Annotated in this window: 18 protein-coding genes; 3 read left to right on the top strand and 15 right to left on the bottom strand. The window is 63.8% G+C overall.

Features of this window, described 5'->3' with window-relative positions; translation table 11 throughout:
• Positions 1-4: 4 nt before the first annotated feature.
• Genes aroB through ACQ5BL_RS13680 form a run of 7 tightly spaced genes read right to left on the bottom strand, consistent with a single transcriptional unit; the run spans position 5 to position 6,706 of the window.
• Positions 5-1,111 (bottom strand): 3-dehydroquinate synthase, encoded by a 1,107-nt coding sequence (aroB, locus tag ACQ5BL_RS13710; RefSeq protein WP_243804244.1) that lies wholly within the window; start codon positions 1,109-1,111, stop codon positions 5-7.
• A 50-nt stretch (positions 1,112-1,161) separates the two neighbouring features.
• Positions 1,162-1,680, bottom strand: a complete 519-nt coding sequence (gene aroK, locus ACQ5BL_RS13705) for a shikimate kinase AroK (RefSeq protein WP_207882136.1) — start codon at positions 1,678-1,680, stop codon at positions 1,162-1,164.
• A gap of 8 nt (positions 1,681-1,688) precedes the next feature.
• Entirely contained in the window at positions 1,689-3,827 is a 2,139-nt protein-coding gene (pilQ, locus tag ACQ5BL_RS13700; protein ID WP_243804242.1) for a type IV pilus secretin PilQ, read from the bottom strand.
• 53 nt (positions 3,828-3,880) lie between these two features.
• Positions 3,881-4,405: a type 4a pilus biogenesis lipoprotein PilP gene (gene pilP / locus ACQ5BL_RS13695; RefSeq protein ID WP_207882132.1), complete on the bottom strand. Its 525-nt coding sequence runs from the start codon at positions 4,403-4,405 to the stop codon at positions 3,881-3,883.
• Positions 4,402-5,052 carry a type 4a pilus biogenesis protein PilO gene (pilO, locus tag ACQ5BL_RS13690; protein WP_207882130.1) on the bottom strand — a complete coding sequence of 217 codons (651 nt, stop codon included), beginning with the start codon at positions 5,050-5,052 and terminating at the stop codon, positions 4,402-4,404. Before pilO ends, pilP begins: the two co-directional genes overlap by 4 nt.
• The gene (gene pilN, locus ACQ5BL_RS13685; protein ID WP_207882128.1) at positions 5,049-5,642 is read right to left on the bottom strand and encodes a type 4a pilus biogenesis protein PilN; all 594 of its coding nucleotides are present in this window, start codon (positions 5,640-5,642) and stop codon (positions 5,049-5,051) included. Before pilN ends, pilO begins: the two co-directional genes overlap by 4 nt.
• Positions 5,642-6,706 carry a pilus assembly protein PilM gene (locus tag ACQ5BL_RS13680; RefSeq protein WP_207882126.1) on the bottom strand — a complete coding sequence of 355 codons (1,065 nt, stop codon included), beginning with the start codon at positions 6,704-6,706 and terminating at the stop codon, positions 5,642-5,644. The genes pilN and ACQ5BL_RS13680 overlap by 1 nt, the downstream gene beginning before the upstream one ends.
• Before the next feature lie 185 nt (positions 6,707-6,891).
• On the opposite strand from ACQ5BL_RS13680, the gene ACQ5BL_RS13675 reads away from it, so the two are divergent.
• The gene (locus tag ACQ5BL_RS13675; RefSeq protein WP_243804240.1) at positions 6,892-9,330 is read left to right on the top strand and encodes a penicillin-binding protein 1A; all 2,439 of its coding nucleotides are present in this window, start codon (positions 6,892-6,894) and stop codon (positions 9,328-9,330) included.
• A 279-nt stretch (positions 9,331-9,609) separates the two neighbouring features.
• Here ACQ5BL_RS13675 and ACQ5BL_RS13670 read toward each other — a convergent pair whose 3' ends face one another.
• From ACQ5BL_RS13670 to tkt, 8 genes are all read right to left on the bottom strand, one after another.
• Positions 9,610-10,104 (bottom strand): M48 metallopeptidase family protein, encoded by a 495-nt coding sequence (locus ACQ5BL_RS13670; protein WP_243804238.1) that lies wholly within the window; start codon positions 10,102-10,104, stop codon positions 9,610-9,612.
• Positions 10,105-10,154: 50 nt separating this feature from the next.
• Complete coding sequence (locus ACQ5BL_RS13665; RefSeq protein ID WP_243804237.1) at positions 10,155-10,925, bottom strand: class I SAM-dependent methyltransferase; 771 nt, start codon at positions 10,923-10,925, stop codon at positions 10,155-10,157.
• A gap of 37 nt (positions 10,926-10,962) precedes the next feature.
• Positions 10,963-11,382, bottom strand: coding sequence for a hypothetical protein (locus ACQ5BL_RS13660; protein ID WP_243804235.1), 420 nt, complete (start codon positions 11,380-11,382; stop codon positions 10,963-10,965).
• 69 nt (positions 11,383-11,451) lie between these two features.
• Positions 11,452-12,516 carry a class II fructose-bisphosphate aldolase gene (fba, locus tag ACQ5BL_RS13655; RefSeq protein ID WP_152226796.1) on the bottom strand — a complete coding sequence of 355 codons (1,065 nt, stop codon included), beginning with the start codon at positions 12,514-12,516 and terminating at the stop codon, positions 11,452-11,454.
• Positions 12,517-12,620: 104 nt separating this feature from the next.
• Positions 12,621-12,956, bottom strand: a complete 336-nt coding sequence (locus tag ACQ5BL_RS13650; protein ID WP_207882116.1) for an MliC family protein — start codon at positions 12,954-12,956, stop codon at positions 12,621-12,623.
• 160 nt (positions 12,957-13,116) lie between these two features.
• A complete protein-coding gene (locus tag ACQ5BL_RS13645; protein WP_243804233.1) occupies positions 13,117-14,280 on the bottom strand; it encodes a phosphoglycerate kinase in 1,164 nt (387 codons plus the stop codon).
• A gap of 28 nt (positions 14,281-14,308) precedes the next feature.
• Positions 14,309-15,355, bottom strand: coding sequence for an erythrose-4-phosphate dehydrogenase (epd, locus tag ACQ5BL_RS13640; protein WP_207882112.1), 1,047 nt, complete (start codon positions 15,353-15,355; stop codon positions 14,309-14,311).
• Positions 15,356-15,414: 59 nt separating this feature from the next.
• Positions 15,415-17,412, bottom strand: a complete 1,998-nt coding sequence (gene tkt, locus ACQ5BL_RS13635; protein WP_207882110.1) for a transketolase — start codon at positions 17,410-17,412, stop codon at positions 15,415-15,417.
• 223 nt (positions 17,413-17,635) lie between these two features.
• Between tkt and ACQ5BL_RS13630 the strand changes: the two genes are divergently transcribed.
• Positions 17,636-18,637, top strand: a complete 1,002-nt coding sequence (locus tag ACQ5BL_RS13630) for an ArsR/SmtB family transcription factor (protein ID WP_243804231.1) — start codon at positions 17,636-17,638, stop codon at positions 18,635-18,637.
• Positions 18,638-18,654: 17 nt separating this feature from the next.
• The gene (gene metK / locus ACQ5BL_RS13625; protein ID WP_207882106.1) at positions 18,655-19,845 is read left to right on the top strand and encodes a methionine adenosyltransferase; all 1,191 of its coding nucleotides are present in this window, start codon (positions 18,655-18,657) and stop codon (positions 19,843-19,845) included.
• Positions 19,846-20,005 lie beyond the last annotated feature (160 nt).

Genomic DNA, 20,005 nt, shown 5'->3' with positions numbered 1-20,005 from the left:
GACCTCATTGCTCTCCTGCCTGACCGACCAGTGTCTGGTAGTCAGCGCGCAGTGTTTCTTCCAGAATCTCACGGGGGAATTCGGCGGTCACGACCGCGGCCCCCAGCCCTTGGAGCAAGACCAGACGCAAACGCCCATCGAGCACTTTCTTGTCGACGGCCATGTGCTCGAGAAAATGCTCGGCGTTCATTTCCTGCGGCGGAACGACCGGCAGCTTTGCCGCAGCCAGCAGACGAATGCCACGATCACGCTCGACACTTGTCAGCCATCCCAGCCGATGCGACATCTCAAGTGCCATCACGGTTCCCGCTCCGACCGCCTCGCCATGCAGCCAGACGCCATACCCCATGTGGGTTTCAATGGCATGGCCGAAGGTATGGCCCAGGTTGAGGGTGGCACGGACGCCGGTTTCCTTCTCATCGGCGCCGACCACGCGGGCCTTGGCGGCGCAGGAGCGCTCGATGGCCTCGGTGAGCGCAGTCGGCGCCAGCGCCAGCAGGTCATCCATGTGCGCTTCCAGCCAGGTCAGGAACGGCTCGTCGCAGATGAAACCGTACTTGATGACTTCCGCCAGCCCGGCGGACAGCTCTCGCGGCGGGAGGGTGCGCAACGTGGTGGTGTCGATGACCACGGCCTGCGGCTGGTAGAACGCGCCGACCATGTTCTTGCCCAGCGGGTGGTTGATGCCAGTCTTGCCGCCTACCGAGGAGTCGACCTGTGACAGCAGGGTGGTCGGCACCTGGATGAAATCGACACCGCGCTGGTAGCAGGCCGCGGCGAAACCGGTCATATCGCCGATGACGCCGCCACCGAGGGCGATCAGCGTGGTCTTGCGGTCGTGGCGCGCAGTCAGCAGGCCATCGAAGATCAGCTGCAGGGTTTCCCACTGCTTGTAGGCTTCGCCATCGGGGAGCACGACCGTGGTGACCTTGTAGCCGGCCAGGGTCTTCTGCAGTCGATCCAGGTACAGCGGCGCGATGGTTTCGTTGGTGACGATGGCTACCTGGCGGCCGCGAATGTGCGGCTCGAAGTAGCGCGGATCATCCAGCAGCCCCTCTCCGATGTAGATCGGGTAGCTGCGATCGGCCAGATCGACGTTGAGTGTGCGCATGAAACCCCCAGGCAAGAAAGGGGACTAGGATACCGCAGATTGGAGCGCCGTTAATGGCGCTCCAACTCACGCAAACGCTCCAGGATTTCCAGAACCACCAGGCGCGGTGGCCGCTCGTCGGTTTCGATGATCACATCGGCGATTTCGCGATACAGCGGATCACGCAGTTGCATGAGGTCACGCAGGATCTGATCCGGATTGGGCTTCTGCAGCAGCGGGCGGTTCTTGTCGCGCGCCGTGCGGGAAATCTGCTGCTCGACCGAGGCATGCAGGTAGATGACCTTGCCGCCATTCTTGAGAATTTGCCGATTGGCATCGCGCATCACCGCGCCGCCGCCCGTGGCGACGACCATGCCACCTTCGGCGCACAACTCGGCAAGCATCGACTGCTCGCGCTCACGGAAGCCCGCCTCGCCCTCGACATCGAATATCCAGGGGATGTTGGCTCCGCAGCGCTGCTCGATCTCCTTATCCGAATCCTTGAAAACGAGGTGAAGCTCTTTGGCGAGAAGACGCCCGATGGTGCTTTTCCCAGCCCCCATCGGGCCTACCAGAATCAAATTGGACACGACATTGATCAACGGCCGACTGCAAAGGCCTGATTATTCATGATCCGCGGGGTAAGGAAAACCAGCAGCTCGTTCTTGCTGTCGGTTACCGTATCGCGACGGAACAGGCGTCCAATGAACGGAACGTCGCCCAGGAACGGAACCTTGTCGGTCGCCTTGGTCTGGGTGTTGGAGAACACGCCACCGATCACGATGGTTTCGCCATCGTTGACCAGCACTTTCGCGTTCACTTCGTTCTTCTTGATCGGCGGCACGCCATTGAGTGCGTTGGCGTAGTCCGGCTCGTCCTTGTTGACCTTGACTTCCATGATGATGCGGTTGTCCGGGGTGATCTGCGGGGTCACTTCCAGGGCCAGCGCGGCCTCCTTGAAGGACACCGAGGTCGCGCCACTGGAGCTGGCTTCCTGGTACGGAATCTCCGAACCCTTCAGGATCTTCGCGGTTTCCTTGTCGGAGGTGACGACCTTCGGCTGGGAGACCACTTCACCGTTACCGCTCTTCTCCATGGCGGACAGTTGCAGGTCGAGCATGGCGTGATCGCTCAGGAAGCCGATGCCGATGCCCGACGTGCTGTTGGCGACGCCCATGTCAACGAACGGCACCGGCGCCACGCCATCCTTTGCGGTAAAGTTGCCGATCGTATCGGTGCCCGGCAGGAACAACTGGCCGTCTTTGACCGTACGCGCGCCATCCTTACCGTAGAAGTCCCAGTTGCCGGAACTGAACGCACCACCCCAGCGAACGCCCAGGCTCTTGCTGTAGTCCACTGCTGCCTCAACGATGCGCGCCTCGATCATTACCTGGCGAACCGGGATATCCAGCTGAGCGACGATGCGGCGCAGCTCATCCAGGCGATCCTGGGTCTGGTAGGCAATGATCGCATTGGTACGATCATCCACGGTAAGCGAGCCGCGATTATCCACGCCAGCCGGCGCTGTACCCGGAGCACCGCCAACACCGGTAACCGACTGGAACAGCTTGGCGATGTCGGCTGCCTTGGCGTAGTTCACCTGAATCAGCTCGCGACGCAGAGGAGCCAGCTCGGAGATCTGCTTCTGCGCTTCGAGTTCCTGACGCTCGCGCGCCGCGATCTCTTCCGCCGGGGCGACCAGCAGGACGTTACCCACCTTGCGCTTGTCCAGGCCCTTGGTCTTCAGCACCAGGTCCAGCGCCTGGTCCCACGGCACATTCTGCAGACGCAGGGTGATATTGCCCTGAACGGTATCGGAGGCCACCAGGTTCAGGTCGGTGAAGTCGGCGATCAGCTGCAGCACCGAGCGCACGTCGATGTCCTGGAAGTTCAGCGACAGCTTCTCGCCGGTATAGGCGAAGGTGTCCTTCTTGTGCTTCTCGGCATCGTCCTGGGTCATCGGCTTGATGCTGACGGTCATCCGGTTATCGGTCTGATAAACGAGATAGTCGTACAGGCCGGTCGGCTCGATGGTGATGCTGGCCTTGTCGCCCGCCGCGGACGCATTGACGAACTGCACCGGGGTGGCGAAGTCCTTCACGTCCAGGCGCACGCGCAGGTTGTCTGGCAGCTGGGTACGCGGGAACTCCAGACGGATCTTGCCGCCCTGTTCCTGGATGTCCGGGCTGACGGTCGGGTCGGACAGGTCGATCACGACATTGCCTTCGCCCTGCTCGCCACGCTGGAAATCGATATTGCGAATCGCCTTGCCGGCCGGAACGTACGGTTTGGGCTGAGCAGGCTTGGCAACCGGAGCGGAAACAGGTGCAGCGGAAGCGTAGGCGTTCGAAGTCGCGCCCGCCCCACCGACCACGACGTACAGATTCGAACCTTCCGAACGGGTGGTGTATGGCACCAGGGTGGCCAGGTTGACGATCAGGCGGGTGCGATCCTTCGCCTCGACCACCGTCAGGCTACGGGCATTGCCTACACCCAGCTCGCGGTTCTTGCTACCCAGTTTGTTCTGTACACCCGGCAGGTCCAACGCGATGCGTGCCGGCTGCTCGATGGTGTAGCCACGCGGCGTCGCGACCGGCCCGTCGAAGCCCAGCTTCAGCTCGACCCGGTCGCCCGGCAGGGCTGCCACATCGACGCTCTGCAGGTTGGCGGCCAGCAGCGCCGGCGCGAAGACTGCCGCGAGCAAGGAGATGCTCAGGCGGGAAAGCATTTTATTCATCGTCTGAATCCGTCGTGCAGACTGCAGTTTGTTATCCATGTTCATCCCCGCCCTTAGGAGCGTTCCTTGAGAGTCAGGCTGCGCGGACGCTCAAGCCAGCCACCCTCACCATCAGGAACGATTTCAATCACGTCGATCTTGCCTTCGCTGATGGCAATGATCTTGCCGTCGTTGCGCCCCAGGTAGTCGCCGATCCGTACCCGGTGCACCCCTCCTGCACCTTTTACGAGCGCGAACATCTGGTTGTCCCTGGACAAGGTCCCCACCATCTCGAAGGTTTCGATATTGAAGCCTTCCAGGAACTGCTTGACTCGGGTTTCGTCAGGCTTGACCACCTTGTTGCCCTTCTGCTTCACCGCCAGATCGATCTTGACCGGCGGCTGGAACGGGCTGCGCAATGCCGAGGCACTGTAGGTGAACGCTTCATACGGCTGGAACTTGGGCAGCGGCTCGATGGCCCCCTTGGGACGCGCACGCACCTCGTCCATATAGGCCTGCAGGTCGCCGAAGTCGCCTCCGGAACCGCATCCCCCCAGATTCAGGAGCAGGAAACCGCAAATGATCAGGCGCCCCCTCATTTCTTGGCTCCCGTGCTCGGGGCATTAACCTTCACGCCCTTGTCGTTATAGCGATAGGTCTTGGCCAGGATGGTCATCCTCAGCCGGGACGTGCTGTCGGCGCTGGCCGGCTTGATCTCGAAGTCGTGCAGGGTGACGATCCGCGGAAGACTGGCCACACCGCTGACGAAGGTCGCCAGGTCGTGATAGCCACCCACGACACTGATCTGGATGGGCAACTCGATATAGAACTGCTGGGTCACTTCCGGCAGCAGCTTGATCTCCTCGAACTCAAGCCCGCTTCCCAGGCCGGTACGGGTGATGTCTTCGAGCAACCCGGGGACTTCGGTATCGCTGGGCAGTTGCCGCAGCAAGGCGCCGAAGGACTCCTCCATCTCCTTCATCTGGGTCTTGTAGGCTTCCAGATTGGCCGCCTGGAACGCCTTGGTGGAGAACTGCTGCTTGAGCGTCTCCTCTTCGGAGCGCTGCCGATCCAGTTGTTCCTGCAGGTCCTTCAGATGGAAGTTGTAGCCAAGCGCGAGCACCACGGCCATCAGCAGGATGCAGGCGATGACCTTGACCGCCGCCGGCCAGGAGCCGAGGTTGTTCAGGTCAAGATCGTTGACGTCGATCTTGCGCAAGCTCTCGAGGGAACTGGCCAGACTCATTTCTTGGCTCCTTGCGCGACGTTCTTCTGCACCGTCTCTTCCGCGCCGGGCTGGGTCTGTTGAACCGTCAGCTGGAAGATGTTCGCCTGATCCACGGCGCCCTGGGTCACCGCCTTCACTTCCGTCAGGTTTGGCGCCTTCAGCCACTCGGAAGCATCCAGGTTACGCATCAGGTTGGACACCCGATTGTTCGACTCGGCCGCCCCCGCGATGGCAATGGATTTCCCGGTCATCTTCAGGTTGGTGAAATAGACGCCGTCGGGCAGCGTGCGGACCAGCTGGTCGAATACCCGGCCGATGATCGGACGGTTGCCCTGCAGGTCCGAAATGATCTTCATACGCTCCAGCAATTGCTGCCGGCGAGTCTTCAGTTCGCTGATTTCCTTGATTCGCGCATCGAGCACGGCGATCTCCTTGCGCAGGAAATCGTTACGCGCATTCTGGTTCTCGATGGCCGAATTGAAGTACTGGTCCCCCAGGAAGACGAGCGCCCCCGAGGCCAGCAGCACCGCCCCCAGGGTCACCAGGAAGCGCTGCTTGCGCTCCTCGCGCAGCTGTTCCCGCCACGGCAATAGGTTGATGCGAGTCATCAGTCGAAACTCCTCATCGCCAGACCGCAGGCAATCATCAGCGCTGGCGCGTCACTGGCCAGAGCCCCCGCATTGACCTTGCCGCTGAGCACCATGTCGGTGAAAGGGTTGGCCACGAGTGTCGGAGTACCGATCTTCTGCTGGATCAATCTGTCCAGATCCGGGATGGAAGCCGTACCGCCCGCCAGCAGGATGTAATCCACGTCGTTGAACTGACCGGCTGCGAAGAAGAACTGCAGCGAACGGGATACCTGCTGAACGACCGCATCCTTGAACGGTTGCAGAACTTCGCTGTCATAGTCATCCGGAAGACCGCCCTGCTTCTTGGCAAGACCGGCTTCTTCCACGGACAACCCGTAGCGACGCTGGATCTCCTCGGTGAGCTGACGCCCGCCGAACAGCTGCTCGCGCGTATAGATGGTGCGGCCGTGGTGCAGCACGCTCAGAGTGGTCATGGTGGCGCCGATGTCGACCACCGCGACTGTGAGCTCGTCGGCATTGCCGCCCAGCTGATCACCCAGCAGACTGAACGCTCTTTCCAGCGCGTAGGCCTCGACGTCGACGACCTTGGCCGTCAGGCCCGACAGCGCCAGAGCCGCCTCGCGCACCTCGACGTTTTCCTTTCGACAAGCGGCGAGGAGAACATCGACGCGCTCGGCGTTCCGTGCGGATGCGCCCTGGACTTCAAAGTCGATCGCGACTTCTTCGAGGGGGTAGGGGATGTACTGGTCGGCCTCGATCTTGAGCTGGTTCTCCAACTCGTCTTCCGAGAGACCGCCATCCATCTCGATGGTCTTGGTGATGACCGCCGAGCCGGCGACAGCGACCGCAGCCGTCTTCACGCCGGTGCGCGCCTTGGCGACCACACGTGACAACGCCTGGCCGACACCTTCCAGCTCAGCGATGTTCTTTTCTACGACTGCATTGGGCGGGAGCGGCTCGACAGCGTAGGCCTCTACTTTGTAGCGGCCTCCAGAGCGGCTCAGTTCGAGGAGTTTGACCGAAGTCGAACTGATGTCTATCCCCAGCAGCGTGTTCGCTTTCTTATTGAATAGCCCTAGCACGACTGATTTCCTATCAGCATCCGAGACTTACGGACGATTTATGTTTTTTCACATTAGATACCAGACTTGACACCTTCGCAAATGGCTCACCGGGAAAAAAATTGCTTATAATGTGATCAGCTTTTCCCTTTTTGCCGCGCCATCCGCTTAACTCTTTCTTTTCTCTGGAAATCCAAGACCTTCCAATGCGCCTGCTGAAGTTTCTGTGGTGGACCTGCGTCACCATAATCTGTGGATTGCTGCTCAGTTTCAGCGGCGCCTACCTCTACCTCAGCCCCAACCTCCCGTCCGTGGAGGCCTTGCGCAACGTGCGTTTGCAGATGCCGTTGCGCGTGTACAGCAGCGATAACAAATTGATAGCAGAGTTTGGCGAGATGCGCCGCACGCCGATTCGCTTTGCTGAAATCCCCCAGGATTTCACCCACGCATTGCTGTCGGCCGAGGATGACAACTTCGCCAATCATTATGGCGTCGACGTCAAAAGCCTGATGCGCGCTGCCGCGCAATTATTGAAGACCGGACATATCCAGACGGGCGGCAGTACCATCACCATGCAGGTGGCGAAGAACTACTTCCTCACCAACGAGCGCAGTTTCTCCCGAAAGATCAATGAGATATTGCTCGCGCTACAGATCGAGCGGTCGCTGACCAAGGACGAGATCCTCGAGCTGTACGTCAACAAGATCTATCTCGGCAACCGCGCCTACGGTGTGGAAGCTGCCGCCCAGGTCTATTACGGCAAATCGATCAAGGACTTGAGCCTGGCGCAGATGGCGATGATCGCCGGCCTGCCGAAGGCGCCATCACGCTACAACCCTCTGGCCAACCCAGCACGCAGCCTGGAACGTCGCAACTGGATCCTCGAGCGCATGCTCAAGCTGGGCTTCATCGACCAGCCGCGCTACGACGCCGCCGTCAAGGAGCCCATTGCGGCCTCCTACCACGTTCAGAGCCCGGAACTGGCGGCACCGTATATCGCCGAAATGGCGCGCGCCGAACTGGTCGGCCGCTTTGGCGGAGATGCCTATACCGAGGGCTACCGCGTCTATACCACCGTGCGCAGCGACCTGCAGGACGATGCCAACGATGCGCTGCGCGACGGCCTTCAGGAATACGACCAGCGGCACGGCTACCGCGGCCCGGAAACCCGCCTGCCCGGCAAGACCCGCGATGCCTGGCGCCAGGCGATTGCCCAGCAGCGCCCACTCGGCGGCCTGGAGCCGGCGATCGTCGTCCAGGTGGAAAAGAGCGGCGCCCTGGTGATGACTCGGGACGGCAAGGAAGAAGCGCTCGGCTGGGACGGCATGAAATGGGCACGTCCTTTCCTCAGCAACAACAGCATGGGGCCGATGCCGCGCCAGCCGAGCGATGTAGTCCAGCCTGGCGACGTGATCCGCGTGCAACGCCGCGAAGACGGCTCGCTGCGCCTGAGTCAGGTGCCGGCGGCGCAGAGCGCGCTGGTTTCGCTGAATCCGCAGGACGGCGCGATCATGGCGCTGGTCGGCGGCTTCTCCTTCGAGCAGAGCAACTACAACCGCGCGACCCAGGCCAAGCGCCAGCCCGGCTCCAGCTTCAAGCCGTTCATCTACAGCGCCGCACTGGACAACGGCTTCACCGCCGCCTCGCTGATCAACGACGCTCCCGTGGTGTTCTATGACGAATACCTGGACAAGGTCTGGCGGCCGAAGAACGACACCAACACCTTCCTCGGCCCGATCCCGATGCGCGAGGCGCTGTACAAGTCGCGCAACATGGTGTCCATCCGCATCCTCCAGGGCCTGGGCGTCGAGCGCGCGCGCAACTACATCAGCCGCTTCGGCTTCAACAAGGACGAGCTGCCGCCGAACCTGTCGATGGCGCTCGGCACCGCCACCCTGACGCCGCTGGAAATTGCCTCCGCCTGGAGCACCTTCGCCAATGGCGGCTTCAAGGTTTCGCCCTACGTGGTCGAGCGCATCGAAAGCCGCGACGGCCAGGTGGTCTTCCAGGCCAATCCGCCGCGGGTACCCGCTGACGAGACACAGGCCCAGCCCACGCCGACCCAGGCGCAATCCACCGGCACCAACGAACTGGGCAACGACGACCCGAGCCTGGCCAAGACCACCATCGAGCCGGCAGCCGCCGAGCGCATCATTGACGCCCGCACTGCCTACATCATGACCAGCATGCTGCAGGATGTGATCAAGCGCGGTACCGGCCGCCGCGCCCTGGCGCTCAAGCGCGACGACCTGGCTGGCAAGACCGGCACCACCAACGAATCCAAGGACGCCTGGTTCTCCGGCTTCAACGCCGACTACATGACCACTGTCTGGGTCGGCTTCGACCAGCCCGACAGCCTCGGTCGTGCCGAGTACGGCGGCAACGTCGCCCTGCCGATCTGGATGCGCTACATGGGCGCGGCGCTGAAGGACAAACCCTCGCACCTGCTGCCCGAACCCGCCGGCATGGTCAGCCTGCGGATCGATCCGGTGACCGGCCGCGCAGCCGCACCGGGCACACCGGGCGCTTACTTCGAGCTGTTCAAGAACGAGGATACGCCGCCCTCGATGAGCGAACTGGCGCCGGGAAGCGCGCCGGGAAGCGGCATGCCGGCAGAAGAAGAAGCGCCGATCGACCTGTTCTGACAGGCAGACAAAGGCCCCTCGCAAGAGGGGCCTTTGCATTGAGGGAATGATTCTCAAAGAATCATGGCATTTCGCCAAAGCATTGATTAACCTGCCGCTTGCGGCGGCGAACAACCCCGGACGACCGACCCCATCCGGTACGTCAGGGGCTTCCCGCAGCAACGAGAGCGGGACACCCACATGCTGCGGCTGGCCGCTCTGACTGATCGCACTGCCATTGGGTGCACCGCTGCTACGCAGGCGCAGGCCTCTCCCTGCTCTGGCTGGCGCGCGCCGCCTCTACTGAGGCAGATCGCGCCAGGTCAGGTAGACACGCAAATCGAACTCGAGCTGGTGGTAACCCGGCAGCATGTGCTCGCACAGCTGGTAGAAGGCCTTGCTGTGGTCGCGCTCCTTCAGGTGCGCCAGCTCATGGACCACGATCATCTGCAGGAACTCCGGCGCCGCATCCTTGAACAGCGAGGCGACGCGGATCTCCTTCTTCGCCTTGAGCTTGCCGCCCTGTACCCGCGAAATCGCGGTGTTCAGGCCGAGGGCACGCTGCACCACGTCCAGCTTGTTGTCGTAGAGCACCTTGTCCACCGCAGGCGCGGTGCGCATGTACTGCTGCTTCAGGTCCATGGCATAGCCATACAGCGCCTTGTCGCTCTGCACGTCATGACGGCCGGGATAGCGGCGCTCCAGGTACTCACCGAGGCGGTCCTGCTCGATGAGCTGGCGCACCTGGTCCTGGAGCTGTTGCGGGTAGGCCTGGAGATAACGGAGCGGCTGCATGGGACGGCGACTGGCGGGAAATCAGGCCGCCAGTCTACCGCATTCCTCGCTCAACCCAGTGCCTGGGTGCTGTAGGCCTCGGTACGGTAGGGGAATGCCACCTCCGCGCGGCCTTTGAGTGCCGGATGAGTGCCGATCAACTCGCGCAGCTGCTCGGCGACCCGCTGTTTCTGTTCGGCCGGCAGCGCTGCGATGAAGCTGACCGACAGGATGCGCGACACGATCACCTGCTCCGGCGGGCCGATGTGCTGGTAGCTGAACTCCCGCAGGCGCAGCGGCGCGAATTGTGCGCCGGCAAACGCCCGGCGCCATTCGCCGGTGTGGAAGCGCGGCGTACTGCCCTCGTAGCGCTCGACGATGCGAGTCACTTCGGCGACCCAGTCGACCCGCTCATCACGCACGTTCCAGACCAGGCCGAGATGGCCGCCCGGACGCAGCACCCGATGGATATCGGCGAGCGCGCGCTCGTCGGCGAACCAATGGAAGGCCTGGGCGCAGGTCAGCGCGTCCAGGCTCCCCGCCGCCAGGGGAATCGCCTGGGCAGTACCGTTGAGCACCCTTACCGCCGGCAGGGTCGCGCTCAGTTGCTCGCGCATCGCCGCCACCGGCTCGATTGCGGTGACCTGCGCGCCTGTGCGTACCAGCAAGGCCGTGAACTTGCCGGTGCCCGCGCCAAGGTCGAGCACGTCCTTGCCCGGGCCGATCTCCAGTTCCTCGTCGAGCCAGCCGAGCAGTTCCTCCGGATAGTCTGGGCGCCCGTGGGCATAGGCTTTCGCTTCGCGGGCGTACCCCTCCCGCGCACTGCCATGCACATCCGTCATCGTGCCTCCTGAGCCCTCCCGTCCCGAGCACAAGCGCTCAGCGGAACCGGCAGGTTTTGCCATCAAGATAGCTACGGTAGCAGCTGAGCAGGCGCGAACTCTTGATCCGGCAACGTTTCTGCCGGCATTCGCTGGCAAATTCGAAGCGGCCGCCATCGGGGTCGGCCAACTGGATACGGATCGCCGGCCAGCCTTTCTTTGGCGCCTTCTCCGGCGTGCTGAGCACGCGGTTCTCGTTTTCCACCAGCGCCGCACCCGCCTCGGCGTAGTCGAAGACGAACAGCAGGGTGCGCGAGGTCTTCAGCGTGCACTCCTGGTGGGTCAGGCAGTTCTGCGCATCCACCGGCAGGTCCACCGGTGGCTTGGGCGGTGGCGCCGGGGGTTCCGCGGGGCGCAGCGAGCAACCGGCGAGCAGCACCAGCAACAGGGCGGCAAGCCCGGCGCGCAGCATCGACATGCCATCAATCTCCTTCTGGCAGATACAAAAGAGCCCCGCAATGCGGGGCTCTTGGCGAACGGAGCGGGATCAGTTGACCTTCGCTTCGAGCTCACCCTTGGCGTAACGCTGGAACATGCCTTCCAGGGAGATCGGCTTGATCTTGGAGGCGTGGCCGGCGGTACCGAAGGCTTCGTAGCGGGCGATGCAGACGTCGCGCATGGCTTCGACGGTCTTGGCGAAGTATTTGCGCGGGTCGAACTCGCTCGGGTTCTTCGCCAGGAAGCGGCGGATGGCGCCGGTGGAGGCCAGACGCAGGTCGGTATCGATGTTCACCTTGCGCACGCCGTACTTGATGCCTTCGACGATTTCCTCGACCGGAACGCCGTAGGTCTCCGGAATTTCGCCGCCGAATTCGTTGATGATCGCCAGCCAGTCCTGCGGGACGGAGGACGAACCATGCATCACCAGGTGGGTACCCGGAATGCGCGCGTGGATCGCCTTGATGCGGTCGATGGCGAGGATGTCGCCGGTCGGCGGCTTGGTGAACTTGTAGGCGCCGTGGCTGGTGCCGATGGCAATCGCCAGGGCATCGACCTGGGTCTTCTTGACGAAGTCGGCGGCTTCTTCCGGATCAGTCAGCAGCTGGCTGTGGTCCAGCACGCCTTCGGCGCCGACGCCGTCTTCCTCGCCGGCCATGCCGGTTTCCAGGGAGCCCAGGCAGCCCAGTTCACCTTCCACGGACACGCCGCAGGCGTGGGCGAAAGCAACGGTCTGCTGGGTCACGCGAACGTTGTACTCGTAGTCAGCCGGGGTCTTGCCGTCTTCCTTCAGCGAGCCGTCCATCATCACCGAGCTGAAGCCCAGCTGGATGGAGCGCTGGCAGACGTCAGGGCTGGTGCCGTGGTCCTGGTGCATGCACACCGGGATGTGCGGGAATTCTTCGATGGCCGCGAGGATCAGGTGGCGCAGGAAGGGCGCACCGGCGTATTTGCGGGCACCGGCGGAGGCCTGCACGATCACCGGGGAGTCGGTCTTGTCGGCCGCTTCCATGATGGCGCGCATCTGCTCGAGGTTGTTGACGTTGAAGGCCGGAACGCCGTAGCCGAATTCGGCGGCGTGATCCAGCATTTGGCGCATGCTGATGAGTGCCATGGTTTCGCTTCTCCCAGAAGTCGGGCTCGTTCAGTTGTTCAAAAGCCTGCCCCACGGGCAGGCGGTGTTCAAGTATCCAGGCCTCGGCCTGGACAGTCGGCGCTTCAGCGCGCCTTGCAACCTCGGCCGATGAGATCGTTGCTCTCGACCCAGTAGATCAATCCCTGCTCGCCGGTAATGCTGAATCCGACCAGTCCGTCACTATAGAAAGCGCCGGCTCCGCCGGGTTCCTCCTCCAGGTGATGAACCACGTCATCCTCACCCAGGCGCAGGTCGACTACCGACTTGCTGACATCCACGTAACGCCAGATGACTTCGGCCTGGCTGTCGCAGGTCCAGCGATTCCAGCCGGACTCCTTGCCGCCGGCGCCGCCGGACGAATGGCTGGAGCATCCGGCGACCAGTGACAGCGCGAGGGCCGGGACAACATAACGCAGCATCGGGCAACTCTCCCTTGAGTCGGCATACCCGCCGAGCATCCAATGTGCCAGCTTGCCCGGCCTACAGCTGGAACGCCAGCGCCGCCCACGATCACACGAGGGCGGCGCTGTACGGATGGGAGCGAGTCGACTGATCGATCCGCTCCCGTCGGCGAAGACCTCAGGCCTTGGCGCGCTGCTCCAGTACTTCCACGGCCGGCAGGACCTTGCCCTCGACGAACTCGAGGAAGGCGCCGCCACCGGTGGAAATGTAGGAAATCTGCTCGCCGATGCCGTACTTGTCGATGGCCGCCAGGGTGTCGCCGCCGCCGGCGATGGAGAACGCCGGGCTTTCGGCGATGGCCTTGGCCAGGGTCCTGGTGCCTTCACCGAACTGGTCGAACTCGAACACACCCACCGGACCGTTCCACAGGATGGTCTTGGAGGTCTTCAGCAGTTCGGCGAACTGGGCGGCGGTCTTCGGACCGATGTCCAGGATCATGTCGTCATCGGCCACATCGGCGATGGCCTTGACGGTGGCGACGGCGGTCTCGGCGAACTCCTTGGCAACCACCACATCAACCGGCAGCGGCACGCTGACCTTGGCGGCGATGGCCTTGGCAGTGTCGACCAGATCGGCTTCGTACAGCGACTTGCCAACCTTGTGGCCCGCCGCGGCGAGGAAGGTGTTGGCGATGCCACCGCCGACGATCAGTTGGTCGCAGATCTGCGCCAGGCTGTTGAGCACGTCGAGCTTGGTGGACACCTTGGAGCCGGCGACGATGGCCGCCATCGGGCGAGCCGGGTTACCCAGTGCCTTGCCCAGGGCGTCCAGTTCGGCGGCCAGCAGCGGGCCGGCCGCGGCGACCTTGGCGAACTTGGCTACGCCGTGGGTCGAACCCTCGGCGCGGTGAGCGGTGCCGAAGGCGTCCATGACGAACACGTCGCACAGGGCGGCGTACTTCTGCGCCAGCTCGTCGGCGTTCTTCTTCTCGCCCTTGTTGAAGCGCACGTTCTCGAACAGAACGACTTCACCGGCCTTCACGTCGACGCCGCCCAGGTAGTCCTTGACCAGCGGCACGGCGCGGCCCAGGGCCTTGGACAGGTAGTCGGCGACCGGCTGCAGGCTGTTCTCTTCGGAGTATTCGCCCTCGGTCGGGCGGCCCAGGTGCGAGCAGACCATTACCGCCGCGCCCTTCTCCAGGGCCAGCTTGATGGTCGGCAGCGAGGCCAGGATACGCGCGTCGCTCTTGACCACACCGTCCTTCACCGGAACGTTGAGGTCTTCGCGGATCAGTACGCGCTTACCTTGGAGGTCGAGGTCGGTCATCTTCAACACGGTCATGACAGTCAGTCCTGTTGGGGCTGTTTGATTAACGTTCGGTAGCGGCGACGCGCAGGTAGTGGCCTGCGGTGTCGAGCATGCGGTTGGCGAACCCCCACTCGTTGTCGAACCAGGCCAGCACGTTCACCAGGCGGGGGCCGGAAACGCGGGTCTGGCTGCCATCGACGATGGCCGAGTGCGGGTCATGGTTGAAATCGCAGCTGGCGTGGGGCAGCTCGGTGTACGCCAGCAGGCCTTTCAGCGGGCCTTCGGTGGCGGCCTGGCGCAGCACGCGGTTGATCTCCTCGGCAGAGGTGTCGCGGGAGACCTGCAGGGTGATGTCCAGGGCCGAGACGTTCACCGTCGGCACCCGAATGGCTTTGGCCTGGATACGCCCGGCAAGTTCCGGCAGCAGGCGCTCGATGCCACGCGCCAGACCAGTGGACACCGGAATCACCGACTGGAAGGCCGAGCGCGTACGGCGCAGGTCTTCGTGGTGGTAGGCGTCGATCACCGGCTGGTCGTTCATTGCCGAGTGGATGGTGGTGATCGAGACGTACTCGATGCCCACGGCCTCGTTCAGCAGCTTGAGCAGCGGCACGCTGCAGTTGGTGGTGCAGGAAGCATTGGACACCAGTTGCTCGGCGCCGGTCAGGCCCTGCTGGTTGATGCCGAAGACCACCGTGGCGTCGATGTCCGTCTCGCTGGCCATGGGCTGGGAGAACAGCACGCGCGGTGCGCCGGCAGCGAGGAAACGCTCGCCATCGGCACGGGTGTGGTAGACGCCGGAACACTCCAGCACCAGGTCGACATCCAGCGCGCGCCAGTCGATGGCCTCGGGAGTCGCCTCGCGGAACACCTTCACGCAGTCGCCGCCAATGTGCAGGCAGCCGTCATCCACGCTCACCTCGCCGGGGAAGCGGCCGTGGGTGGAGTCGAAGCGGGTCAGGTACTCCAGGCTGGCAAGGTCCGCCAGGTCGTTCAGCGCGACGATGGAGAAATCAGCCTTGGCGCGGCGTTCGTGCAGGGCACGGAACACACAGCGGCCGATGCGGCCGTAGCCGTTGAGGGCAACTCGGTAAGGGCGCTTGGACATTGTTATCCCTTGGTGATCACTGCCGGGGCGTTGCACGCCCCGGCAGGTTCAGGCGCTCGTCAGGCGTCGAGCAGCTCGGCGGCGACTTCCAGCACGTTCTCGACGGTGAAACCGAAGTGCTCGAACAGCGCAGGGGCCGGGGCCGATTCGCCGAAGGTGGTCATGCCGATGACGCGGCCTTCCAGGCCTACGTACTTGTACCAGTAGTCGGCGTGGGCGGCTTCGATGGCGATGCGCGCGCCCACCTGGACCGGCAGCACGGCCTGCTTGTAGCCGGCGTCCTGCTGGTCGAACACGCTGGTAGACGGCATGGAAACCACGCGCACCTTGCGGCCTTCGGCGCTGAGCTTGTCGAACGCCTGAACGGCCAGGCCGACTTCGGAGCCGGTGGCGATCAGGATCAGTTCCGGCTCGCCGTCACAGTCCTTGAGCACGTAGGCGCCACGGGCCACGTCGGCCACCTGGGCGGCATCGCGAGCCTGGTGCGGCAGGTTCTGGCGGCTGAAGATCAGCGCGGACGGACCGTCGGCGCGCTCGATGGCGTACTTCCAGGCCACCGCGGATTCCACCGCGTCGGCCGGGCGCCAGGTGTCCAGGTTCGGGGTCATGCGCAGGCTGGCCAGCTGCTCGATCGGCTGGTGGGTCGGGCCGTCTTCGCCCAGACCGATGGAGTCGTGAGTGAACACGTACAGCACGCGCTGCTTCATCAGGGCGGACATGCGCACCGCGTTGCGGGCGTATTCCATGAAGATCAGGAAGGTCGCGCCGTAGGGGATGAAGCCGCCGTGCAGGGCCACGCCGTTCATGATGGCGCTCATGCCGAACTCGCGCACGCCATAGAACATGTAGTTGCCGCTGGCGTCTTCGGCGCTCACGCCCTTGCAGCCCTTCCACAGGGTCAGGTTGGAACCGGCCAGGTCAGCCGAGCCGCCGAGGAATTCCGGCAGCAGCGGGCCGAAGGCGTTCAGCGCGTTCTGGCTGGCCTTGCGGCTGGCAATGGTCTCGCCCTTGCTGGCGACTTCGGCGACGTAGGCGGCGGCCTTCTCGGCGAAGTCGGCCGGCAGCTCGCCGGCAACGCGGCGCTGGAATTCCGCGGCCAGTTCCGGGTGCGCAGCCTGGTAGGCGGCGAAGCGCTGGTTCCACTCGTTCTCGTGGCTGGCGCCGGCTTCCTTGGCGCTCCACTCGGCGTAGATCTCCGCCGGGACTTCGAACGGGCCGTGGTTCCAGCCCAGCGCGGCGCGGGTGGCGGCGATTTCGTCGTTGCCCAGGGGAGCGCCGTGGCACTCTTCCTTGCCCTGCTTGTTCGGCGAGCCGAAACCGATCACGGTCTTGCAGCAGATCAGGGTCGGGACGTCGCTCTTGCGGGCGGTGTCGATGGCGGTCTTGATCTCGTCGGCGTCATGCCCGTCGACGTTGCGGATCACCTGCCAGCCGTAGGCTTCGAAACGCTTCGGGGTGTCGTCGGTGAACCAGCCCTCGACTTCGCCATCGATGGAGATGCCGTTGTCGTCGTAGAAGGCGATCAGCTTGTTCAGGCGCAGGGTGCCGGCCAGCGAAGCCACCTCGTGGGAGATGCCTTCCATCATGCAGCCGTCGCCCAGGAAGGCGTAGGTGTAGTGGTCGACGATGGCATGGCCGTCGCGGTTGAACTGCGCACCCAGTACCTTCTCGGCCAGCGCCATGCCCACGGCGTTGGCGATGCCCTGGCCCAGCGGACCGGTGGTGGTCTCGACGCCGGCGGTGTAGCCGTACTCCGGGTGGCCCGGAGTACGCGAGTTGAGCTGGCGGAAGTTCTTCAGGTCGTCGACGGTGACGTCGTAGCCGGTCAGGTGCAGCAGCGAGTAGATCAGCATCGAGCCGTGGCCGTTGGACAGCACGAAGCGGTCGCGATCGGCCCACTGCGGGTTGCTCGGGTTGTGCCTGAAGTAGTCGCGCCAGAGCACTTCGGCGATATCCGCCATGCCCATGGGGGCGCCGGGATGGCCGCTGTTGGCTTTCTGGACGGCGTCCATGCTCAGTGCGCGGATGGCATTGGCTCGCTCACGACGGCTGGGCATCGCTGAATCTCCTGCGGGGGCTGCTTCGAATGATCGAAGGGATGAAAAAGGCCAGCATTTTCGCCCAGCCGGGCCCCGCGGGGCAATGACAGATCGGCAGATGCCTGACACAGAGCACCCGACCGGACCGGCCAACTGATCAAAAACCGTCCATCCGGCAATATCAAAACTTTTTGATACAGCTATTGCCCACACTTTGGCCCACGACTAGACTGCGCACCCCATGAGCCTGCGCCTGCCCGAAATCCGCCACGACGACTGCGACCAGCTGGCTGCCCTGTGCAAGGCTGGTGGCGACCCGCTGCGGCTGAACGTGCTGCGCGCACTGGCCAACGATTCGTTCGGCGTACTGGAGCTGGCGCATATCTTCGGCGTCCGCCAGTCGGGCATGAGCCACCACCTGAAGGTGCTGGCCCAGGCCGGGCTGGTGGCCACGCGGCGCGAAGGCAACGCGATCTTCTATCGCCGCGCCCTGCCCCAGGCCGACAGCCTTGGCGGCACGCTGCACGGCGCGTTGCTCGAAGAGGTGGACGGCCTGGAGCTGCCGGATGACGTCAGCGTGCGCATCGGCAGCGTGCATGCCCAGCGCGCCGCCGTGAGCCGCAACTACTTCGCCCGCAGCGCGGAGAAGTTCCAGGCCACGCAGGACCTGATCGCAGGACTGCCGCAATACCGCGAAAGCGTGCTGGCGCTGCTCGACGCACTGAGCTTCGCCCCCGGCGCCACGGCGCTGGAAGTCGGCCCCGGCGACGGCGGGTTCCTCCCCGAGCTGGCCCGGCGCTTCGACGAGGTCACCGCGCTGGACAACAGCGAGGCGATGCTCGACATGGCGCGGCAACGCTGCGCCAGCGAAGGTTTGAACAACGTCCGGCTGCGACTGGCCGATGCCCTGCAGGATGCCGACGACGCGGCGGACTGCGTGGTGCTGAACATGGTGCTGCATCACTTCGCCGCACCGGCGGAGGCCGTGAAGCAGCTGGCCCACCTGGTGAAACCCGGTGGCAGTCTGCTGGTGACGGAGCTCTGCAGCCACGACCAGAGCTGGGCCCGCGAGGCCTGTGGGGATCTCTGGCTGGGGTTCGAACAGGAAGACCTGGCCCAATGGGCCGAATCCGCCGGGCTCGAACCCGGCGAAAGTTTGTACATTGGTTTACGTAATGGCTTTCAGATCCAGGTGCGGCATTTCGCCAAGCCGGATCCGCGAAGCGTCCTCACCCACCGGTAAATGATAGGAACCGTTAGATGAGCGAATACTCTGTTTTCACTTCTGAGTCCGTCTCCGAAGGCCATCCCGACAAGATCGCGGACCAGATTTCCGATGCGGTGCTCGACGCCATCATCGCCAAGGACAAGTACGCCCGCGTGGCCTGCGAAACCCTGGTGAAGACCGGCGTAGCCATCATCGCCGGTGAAGTCACCACCTCCGCCTGGGTCGACCTGGAAGAGCTGGTGCGCAAGGTCATCATCGACATCGGCTACAACAGCTCCGACGTCGGCTTCGACGGCGCCACCTGCGGCGTGCTGAACATCATCGGCAAGCAGTCGGTGGACATCAACCAGGGCGTCGACCGTGCCAAGCCGGAAGACCAGGGCGCCGGCGACCAGGGCCTGATGTTCGGCTACGCCAGCAACGAAACCGACGTGCTGATGCCCGCGCCGATCTGCTTCTCCCACCGTCTGGTGGAGCGCCAGGCCGAGGCCCGCAAGTCCGGCCTGCTGCCGTGGCTGCGTCCGGACGCCAAGTCCCAGGTCACCTGCCGCTACGAGAACGGCAAGGTGGTCGGCATCGACGCCATCGTCCTGTCCACCCAGCACAACCCGGAAGTCAGCTACAAGGACCTGCGCGAAGGCGTGATGGAGCTGATCATCAAGCAGGTGCTGCCGGCCGAGCTGCTGCACAAGGACACCCAGTTCCACATCAACCCGACCGGCAACTTCGTGATCGGCGGCCCGGTGGGCGACTGCGGCCTGACCGGCCGCAAGATCATCGTCGACTCCTACGGCGGCATGGCCCGTCACGGCGGCGGCGCCTTCTCCGGCAAGGACCCGTCCAAGGTTGACCGCTCGGCTGCCTACGCCGGCCGCTACGTGGCCAAGAACATCGTTGCCGCCGGCCTGGCCGAGCGTTGCGAGATCCAGGTTTCCTACGCCATCGGCGTGGCCCAGCCGACCTCCATCTCGATCAACACCTTCGGCACCGGCAAGATCAGCGACGACAAGATCGTCCAGCTGGTCCGCGAGCACTTCGACCTGCGTCCGTACGCGATCACCAAGATGCTCGACCTGCTGCACCCGATGTACCAGCCGACCGCGGCCTACGGCCACTTCGGCCGCAACCCGTTCGAAATGACCTACGACGGCGATACCTTCACCGCCTTCACCTGGGAGCGCACCGACAAGGCTGCCGCCCTGCGTGACGCCGCCGGTCTGTAAGATCTGGTAGCAGGAAAAGCCCCGCCTCGGCGGGGCTTTTTCGTTTCTGGCGTAGCCGCTTTTCATAGGAGCGGACTCTGTCCGCGATCCGCCCGACCTTTTCGCTACCGACCTCCGACACACCACACCGAATAATCCGCACTCGTCTCGGCGTCGCCCA

This window comes from Pseudomonas sp. B1-22 (genome assembly GCF_050474425.1).
In the GTDB taxonomy this organism is placed as follows: Bacteria; Pseudomonadota; Gammaproteobacteria; order Pseudomonadales; family Pseudomonadaceae; genus Pseudomonas.
This window is presented reverse-complemented; position numbering and strand designations above follow the sequence as displayed.